Raw genomic sequence first — 6,545 nt, 5'->3', positions numbered from 1 at the left:
ATCTAGAGGATCCCCTTCTTCGTGGACCATGTAACATACGTTTTCATATTAATGGTAAGCTCTGTGTATCTCATGTCTCTTATATATTCCATTAAATATATTCACAACATAAAAAACAAGGGAATTTCAGAAAATGTGTATTATATGCTCATGGCTTTCTTTTACGTTGCGATGGAGTTTGCTCTTATGGTAAATAATTACGGCTTCATGTGGGTTGGAATAGAAACCACAACCATATCTTCTGCACTGTTGCTTATCACAGAAAAATCTGATATTTCACTGGAAGCTACATGGAGATATATTATAATTGTTTCGGCAGGGGTTACGTTCGCTTTTATCTCAGTGATATTAATCTATTATTCATTCGGTACACTTACTGTTACCACAATAATTTCATATGGAGCAAGAGATACAATAGCAGTAAGGCTTGCTGTGGGCATAGCCCTTGTGGGATTTGGAACTAAGGTCGGAGTATTTCCTGTACACACATGGCTTCCTGATGCACATAGTGAGGCTCCAGCACCAGTAAGTGCAATGTTTTCTGGTGTCCTTCTTCCTGTTGCACTTTATGTTTTATACCGGATTTATGAGATATTTCCCATGAGAGAACTCTTTGTCTGGGCAGGCACCATATCAGTACTTTTTGCCGCCATATTCCTTGGGTATCAAAAAAATTACAAGAGAATGTTTGCCTATTCCACAATGGAGAATATGAATATAGCATTGATAGGATTGAGCACTTTCACAGTAACAGGGATTATAGGAGCTCTCCTGCTCTTGCTTGCCCACAGCTTTGGAAAAGCCGGTGCATTTTATTCCTCCGGAAACATTTATGAGATGTCTGGCACAAAATCCATAGACGGGGTTTCAGGGCTTATTAGAAACAGGGCAAGTGCTGCCTCCATGCTTCTTTCCTCCTTCGCGGTCACTGGAACACCTCCATTTGGAACATTCTTCGGTGAATTTCTTATACTATATTCAGTACTTTCAATTCATTTCTATGCCCAGTTTATAATCATAGTACTGTCGCTATTCCTTGCATTTGTCTCTATTAATTTCAATGTCTCGAAAATGATTTTCAGGGGAAAATCCGAGTATAGCCAGTCAGGAATCAATACGGCCTTGCCACTCATAGCCGCGATATTATCCATATTCATAGGAGTGGTATTTCTGGTGATGTATCATGCAATATTATAATTTCGGAGAAAGGTCAGGACGCTATATTGGCAGAAGCCAAAAATACGACATATATGCTTCCTCAATAACTAAAATAACGGAAATCCCAGATGAATTTGAGATAAAGAATTCAGGGGAAATATATTTCAATTATGGACCCTCGGCAGGTGGGCTCAGGGAATCGGTGAACTTTAAATTACTTACACCTGGAGAAAGCATAAGAGATGTGGTGATAAATCCGGAATATAAACAACGTGATATTAAGATTCTCGGTGATGATGTTGCCAGGGCATTGTTAAAGGTGGAAAGAATAAATGGATTCCACGGGGCATCTAATAGCATAGCATATATTCTGGCGGTTGAAGATGCCCTAAACATAGAAAATTCAGAATTGAACAAAATGAGGATAGTGGAGTTAGAACTGGAAAGGATAAGGTCAAATATAGATGTAATAAAGGGACTATGTGAATCTGCCGGCTTTGCAGTTCCAGAAAAACAGCTTCTTTATCTAAGGGAGGAAGTGGCGCGGATAATATCCAGGGCATTCAGCCACAGATATTATTTCTCAGCCAATGGGATAGGATCAATAAAGGGAGATTTTTCCACCATTAAATTGAATGGCATTGAAAAGAAATTCAGGAATATCTACGATGGGTTACTTTCCTCAAAGATATTCCTTGACAGGATTCAGGAAAATGGAATCGTTAAAAATGAACAGTCAACAGGCCCTGCGGCAAGGGCAGCAGGATTCAAATTTGATGCGAGAAAGGATTCTAAATCACTGGATTACGGGCACTTCATACCCATAACCGAAACTGGAGGGGACTCATTTTCAAGATTTGTTGTGAGGGCAGAGGAAATATTTGAATCAATAAATATAATAGATTCATATAATATAAAAAATGCAGAAACTGGAAAGAAAAAGGAAGTGTCAGGTTCTGGGGAGGGAACGGCCCGCATAGAATCCCCTGCAGGTGATATTTTTTATTATGTAAATATAGAAAATGGAAAATTAAGGGATATACAGACTGTGTCGCCAACATATCTGAATTTAAGGCTATTCAGGCAGGCACTAAAAAACAATAATATATTCACTGATTTCTTCTTTGTATGGGAAAGTTTTGGAATATGGATTTCTGAACTGGAGGTGAATTTTATATGAACTGGTTCATCAATGGTGTTAAAAACAGAATAAAAACCCAGGGGCTTGAGGATTATACAGTAGAACAGCCATCATTTCTCCAGGGCACAAGTAATTATGAATGCCCCACAAATGCACTGGAAAATGGCAAATGGATTATGAACAAATGCATTTTTTGCAGAGAGTGTGACCTCACTGCAACCGGAAAACAGAACATATTCACGGTTAACACTGAACTTCCGAACATGTTTAAAAAGTCCCTGTATCTGTATCCCATAGATTCTGGCACATGTGGTGCCTGCAATGTGGAATTTACAACACTGTTTTCTCCACAATATGATACAAACAGGTTCAAAATTTTCATGTCCAACACACCCAGGCACGCAGATGCCCTTGTTGTAATGGGTGTATACACAAAGGGAATGGAAAAGGTTCTTAAAGAAGCATATGAAGCGATGCCGGCACCAAAAGTTGTCATAGGTATAGGCGCATGTGCACTCTCTGGTGGAATAATAGGAACCAGTGCTATGGAAAAGTATGATATAGAGGTTGCAGGATGTCCTCCAACTCCCGCTTCAATAATAAAGGCAATAATAAAAGCAAGAGGTGTAAAATGATACTTTACTACCTTCCATTGATTCTGGTGTTCCTGTCAACTTTGATTTCCATTAAGTACAGAACAGTAGGGTATATACTCACTGCAATAGCCTCTGCAATATTCTTCCTTTTCACATTCAGGATATATGATTATATAACGTATTTCTATCTCATTGCCGCAATAGTATGGATAATTACTTCCATATATTCAATATCGTATTCCAGGAAATACGGCAAATGGCTGGCGCCTTTATTTATTCTTACTATAGCAGGAATGATGCTTATACTTTATTCTACAAATTTTCTCCTGTTTATCACAGGCTGGGAAATAATGTCCATACCTGCATATGTAACAGTGGCGGTAAACCGGAAAAATGATATTGAAGCGTATGTTTTCATGTTTTTCTCTGAAATAAGTACCATACTGATAATCACTGCTGCAGTCATTTCCTATTTTTATACCGGAACTTTCAATTTTTCAAGGCTTACAAACGATACAGTGCTACTCATATTTGCAATAGGTGCCATGTCAAAAATGGGTTTAACGCCCTTCATGATAAGCGAATGGCTCCCAATAGCACATGGCAGTGCACCGGCAAACTCTTCGGCTATATTCAGCGCAACCATGACATTGATGGGCGTATATGGGATTATCAAAATTGCATTGCTTTCAGTTGTTTCAATAGATATAGGTATTATATTCATAATAATAGGGGTAGTATCGGTTTTATTTGGGGCTTTATATGCTTACATATCTGAGAATATGAAATCACTTGGAGGTTTCAGCACCATAGAGAACAATGGTGCCATAATGGCTACAATAGGGCTATTTGTAGCCGTAGATAACAGTGTTTTCAGGGAGTTTATTCTTATATCAATAGCAATATTTGCCATGGCCCATTCAATAGCTAAAACTGGCTTGTTTATCACGGTTGGGCATACAGGTGTGGAATATTTCAGTGCAGTTAATGGTGGAAAGAGCACAATAAATCAAATAGGGAAATTTTTTGCACTTTCCTCCCTGTCTGGCTTATTTCCTTCTCTTGGGGGCCTTGGAACCTGGATGGTACTTGAATCCTTTTTTATGGGTGCATATTTATACGGACCACTGGGAATAACATCTATCATAGCCGGATCACTTATAGCTATGGGTGAAGGCTTTGCAACCGCTGCTATGCTGAAAGTATTTTACTTTACCGATAATCACCACAAATCCACGGGAAAGAATCTGGAAAATTATACTATTCTGGCTACAGGTTTGATTTTAATCATTCTTTTTGCCATATCATCCCTTATTATAGGTAAAGAATACATATCCGGAATACCCTCTATACTAGTGTTCAATGGATTAATGATAGAATCACGGCTCGGTCCTGCAGATTTCGGGCTTATAACACCGCTTTATATCTTTGCTTTTCTAATACTGTTCAGCCTGCTTGTATACTTTGTATTCGGAAAACCCAATGTAAGAGTTGCAAGAAGATGGAATGGGGGGATTGAGCATCAAGAATATTATAATTCATTTAACTATTCAAACAATATAAGGTTGATGCTTAAAAGGATACTGAGAACATCATATAGTAACCAAAACCAGTTAGAAACAGTAGATATTTTCTGGCTTGTAATGATAGACATAGCAAAGGAATATAGAAAATTTTCAAGATACGTAGCTTACAAAATTATGAACAGTTCCATATCATATTACATTATCTATATGATTACTGCATTTATTCTTGTGATTATAATCGTTTCTATAACATAAAATGTTTGTAAACAGGTAAAGGCGTATCCAAGTTGCACGTAGACATGGAATGCGTCCAAATGGAGCACTGATCCCCCTAAAGAGGCCACGCTGTAACCGGTAACGACCTTAAGACTTAGTAATAAGTTCTTGCAATTTATCCACTGAGATAATGACTTCCATGGAAAATATAACTGGAGTCAGATACACTTTTAGTGAAATTAAAAAGAAATTTATTGAAATATCATTAAAAAAATTTAACATATAAGCGGGAAGCCCCATGCGTTAGCTTGGAGAGGATGTCACTGCTGTTGACTATGAAATTAAGAAGGACATGATTATTTAAACTTTACAAGATATTTTTGTGTTGCGTTTAAACCGGAACCTAAATCTATTGGTTTACCGAATTTTATTAAAGCCCTTTCAATTACTGCAATTGTTGATATTGCATCATTTTCATTAATCCATCCCATATGTCCTATCCTCACATATTTACCAGCAAATTCCGGTATTATCCCAGTTGCCATTTCAATACCATTTTCTATACAATAGTTTAAAAAATCATTCATATTGATACCAGCAAGCATCATTGCAGTAACAGTATTACTTCTACAATTTTCCTTAGCCATGATTTCCATTCCAATCTTGGAAATGCCTTCTCTTATTGAACTGGCAACCATTTCATGTCTTTCAACTCTTTTTTCAATTGTTTCTTTTTTGATCAATTCAAAGGATTTCTCAAGGGAGAATATTAAATGCACCGGTAACGTAGTGAAATAACCCGATTTGTTATTTTCAAAATTATCCATAACCTTTAACCATGAATTAAGATTTGTATAAAATCCAGATACTGAATTGTCTGATAAATGAGAGATTGCATTGGGAGATAAAACTAGTAAAGCTGCTCCCGGGGGTGAGGCAAGGGCTTTCTGGCTGCCTGTCAGGCAAACATCAATACCCCAATCTTGTACCTTTAATTCTTCTGCAGCAGCACTGGCAACGGCATCAACAACAATTATATCGGTCTTATTTCTAATCTTCTCAGCTATTTTTTTTACTGGAAATCTTGCCCCTGTACTGGTTTCTACATGGGTCATTGTTACCATTTTATAATGCTTTTTTTCAAGTTCTTCCATAATTGCATATTCGTCTACTATTTCTCCTGGTGCGGAGCGTAATAACTTATAATTAACAGGATATCGTTCAAATATTGATTTCCATCTATCCCCAAAAACACCGGAACTTGTTATTAAAACATCATCCCCCTTTTTCAATAGTGAAGTTATACTTTCCATTCCTATTGTTCCGCTTCCTGGAAGAATAAAAGGTGTATAATCAGGAGCTTTCATGACATATTTCAATCCATTTAGGGAATTTCTCATGGCAGAAATAAATTCGGGCGATGCAAAACCCGTATTATTCCTAACCCCGGAAAGAAGAACGTCCAGATCTATCATTGTTGGACCCACATGCATCAATAACTTTCTGTCCATATAATTATAATGTAAAATATTATATAAATATATTTCAAATGAACATGGCAATGGTGTATTATGCCAAATCGAAGAACATTGATACCATTATCATAGGTCACATCAGTGCCTGGAAATAGGAAGTGAACATGGGAAAGAGAAATAACCAGAACTTTGTCCAGATACCTTTCAACACCATGATACATGCAGATCTCAATGCGGCTTATAACATCATAAAAAAAGCAATCCCCGAAGCATTTGCGAACAGGATAGGGGGTAGGGCTATACCCCCAAAGTTTAGGCATCAGGCAGATGATAACATGGCGACTCCTATTGTCATCTGATAAACAACTCTATTGGCAGGAGAAAATTTTTATTTATATGTCATCCATAATTCTTATATATTTTGTTGTAATAA

6 protein-coding genes are annotated in these 6,545 nt (G+C 37.2%); 5 read left to right on the top strand and 1 reads right to left on the bottom strand.

What is annotated here, in order from left to right:
* The first annotated feature begins 21 nt into the window (after window positions 1–21).
* Genes AMDU4_RS04300 through AMDU4_RS04285 form a run of 4 tightly spaced genes read left to right on the top strand, consistent with a single transcriptional unit; the run spans window position 22 to window position 4,676 of the window.
* Entirely contained in the window at window positions 22–1,197 is a 1,176-nt protein-coding gene (locus AMDU4_RS04300) for a proton-conducting transporter membrane subunit (protein WP_021786758.1), read from the top strand.
* Window positions 1,184–2,338: a hypothetical protein gene (locus tag AMDU4_RS04295; RefSeq protein WP_021786757.1), complete on the top strand. Its 1,155-nt coding sequence runs from the start codon at window positions 1,184–1,186 to the stop codon at window positions 2,336–2,338. The genes AMDU4_RS04300 and AMDU4_RS04295 overlap by 14 nt, the downstream gene beginning before the upstream one ends.
* The gene (locus AMDU4_RS04290; RefSeq protein ID WP_021786756.1) at window positions 2,335–2,934 is read left to right on the top strand and encodes an NADH-quinone oxidoreductase subunit B family protein; all 600 of its coding nucleotides are present in this window, start codon (window positions 2,335–2,337) and stop codon (window positions 2,932–2,934) included. The genes AMDU4_RS04295 and AMDU4_RS04290 overlap by 4 nt, the downstream gene beginning before the upstream one ends.
* Complete coding sequence (locus AMDU4_RS04285; protein WP_021786755.1) at window positions 2,931–4,676, top strand: proton-conducting transporter membrane subunit; 1,746 nt, start codon at window positions 2,931–2,933, stop codon at window positions 4,674–4,676. The genes AMDU4_RS04290 and AMDU4_RS04285 overlap by 4 nt, the downstream gene beginning before the upstream one ends.
* Window positions 4,677–4,993: 317 nt before the next feature.
* On the opposite strand, the gene AMDU4_RS04280 is transcribed toward AMDU4_RS04285, so the two are convergent.
* Entirely contained in the window at window positions 4,994–6,148 is a 1,155-nt protein-coding gene (locus AMDU4_RS04280) for an alanine--glyoxylate aminotransferase family protein (protein WP_021786754.1), read from the bottom strand.
* A 128-nt stretch (window positions 6,149–6,276) separates the two neighbouring features.
* Between AMDU4_RS04280 and AMDU4_RS04275 the strand changes: the two genes are divergently transcribed.
* The gene (locus AMDU4_RS04275; RefSeq protein WP_290704161.1) at window positions 6,277–6,471 is read left to right on the top strand and encodes a hypothetical protein; all 195 of its coding nucleotides are present in this window, start codon (window positions 6,277–6,279) and stop codon (window positions 6,469–6,471) included.
* The last annotated feature ends 74 nt before the right edge of the window (window positions 6,472–6,545 follow it).

Source organism: Ferroplasma sp. Type II, from assembly GCF_000496155.1.
The sequence above is the reverse complement of the archived record's forward strand: the minus strand, read 5'-3'. Positions and strand labels throughout refer to the sequence as shown.

Bases quoted from the DNA above. Each gene is read 5' to 3' on its own strand.
- AMDU4_RS04275 (WP_290704161.1), top strand. From the start codon at position 6,277: ATGGGAAAGAGAAATAACCAGAACTTTGTCCAGATACCTTTCAACACC.
- AMDU4_RS04290 (WP_021786756.1), top strand. From the start codon at position 2,335: ATGAACTGGTTCATCAATGGTGTTAAAAACAGAATAAAAACCCAGGGG.
- AMDU4_RS04285 (WP_021786755.1), top strand. From the start codon at position 2,931: ATGATACTTTACTACCTTCCATTGATTCTGGTGTTCCTGTCAACTTTG.
- AMDU4_RS04280 (WP_021786754.1), bottom strand. From the start codon at position 6,148: ATGGACAGAAAGTTATTGATGCATGTGGGTCCAACAATGATAGATCTG.
- AMDU4_RS04295 (WP_021786757.1), top strand. From the start codon at position 1,184: ATGCAATATTATAATTTCGGAGAAAGGTCAGGACGCTATATTGGCAGA.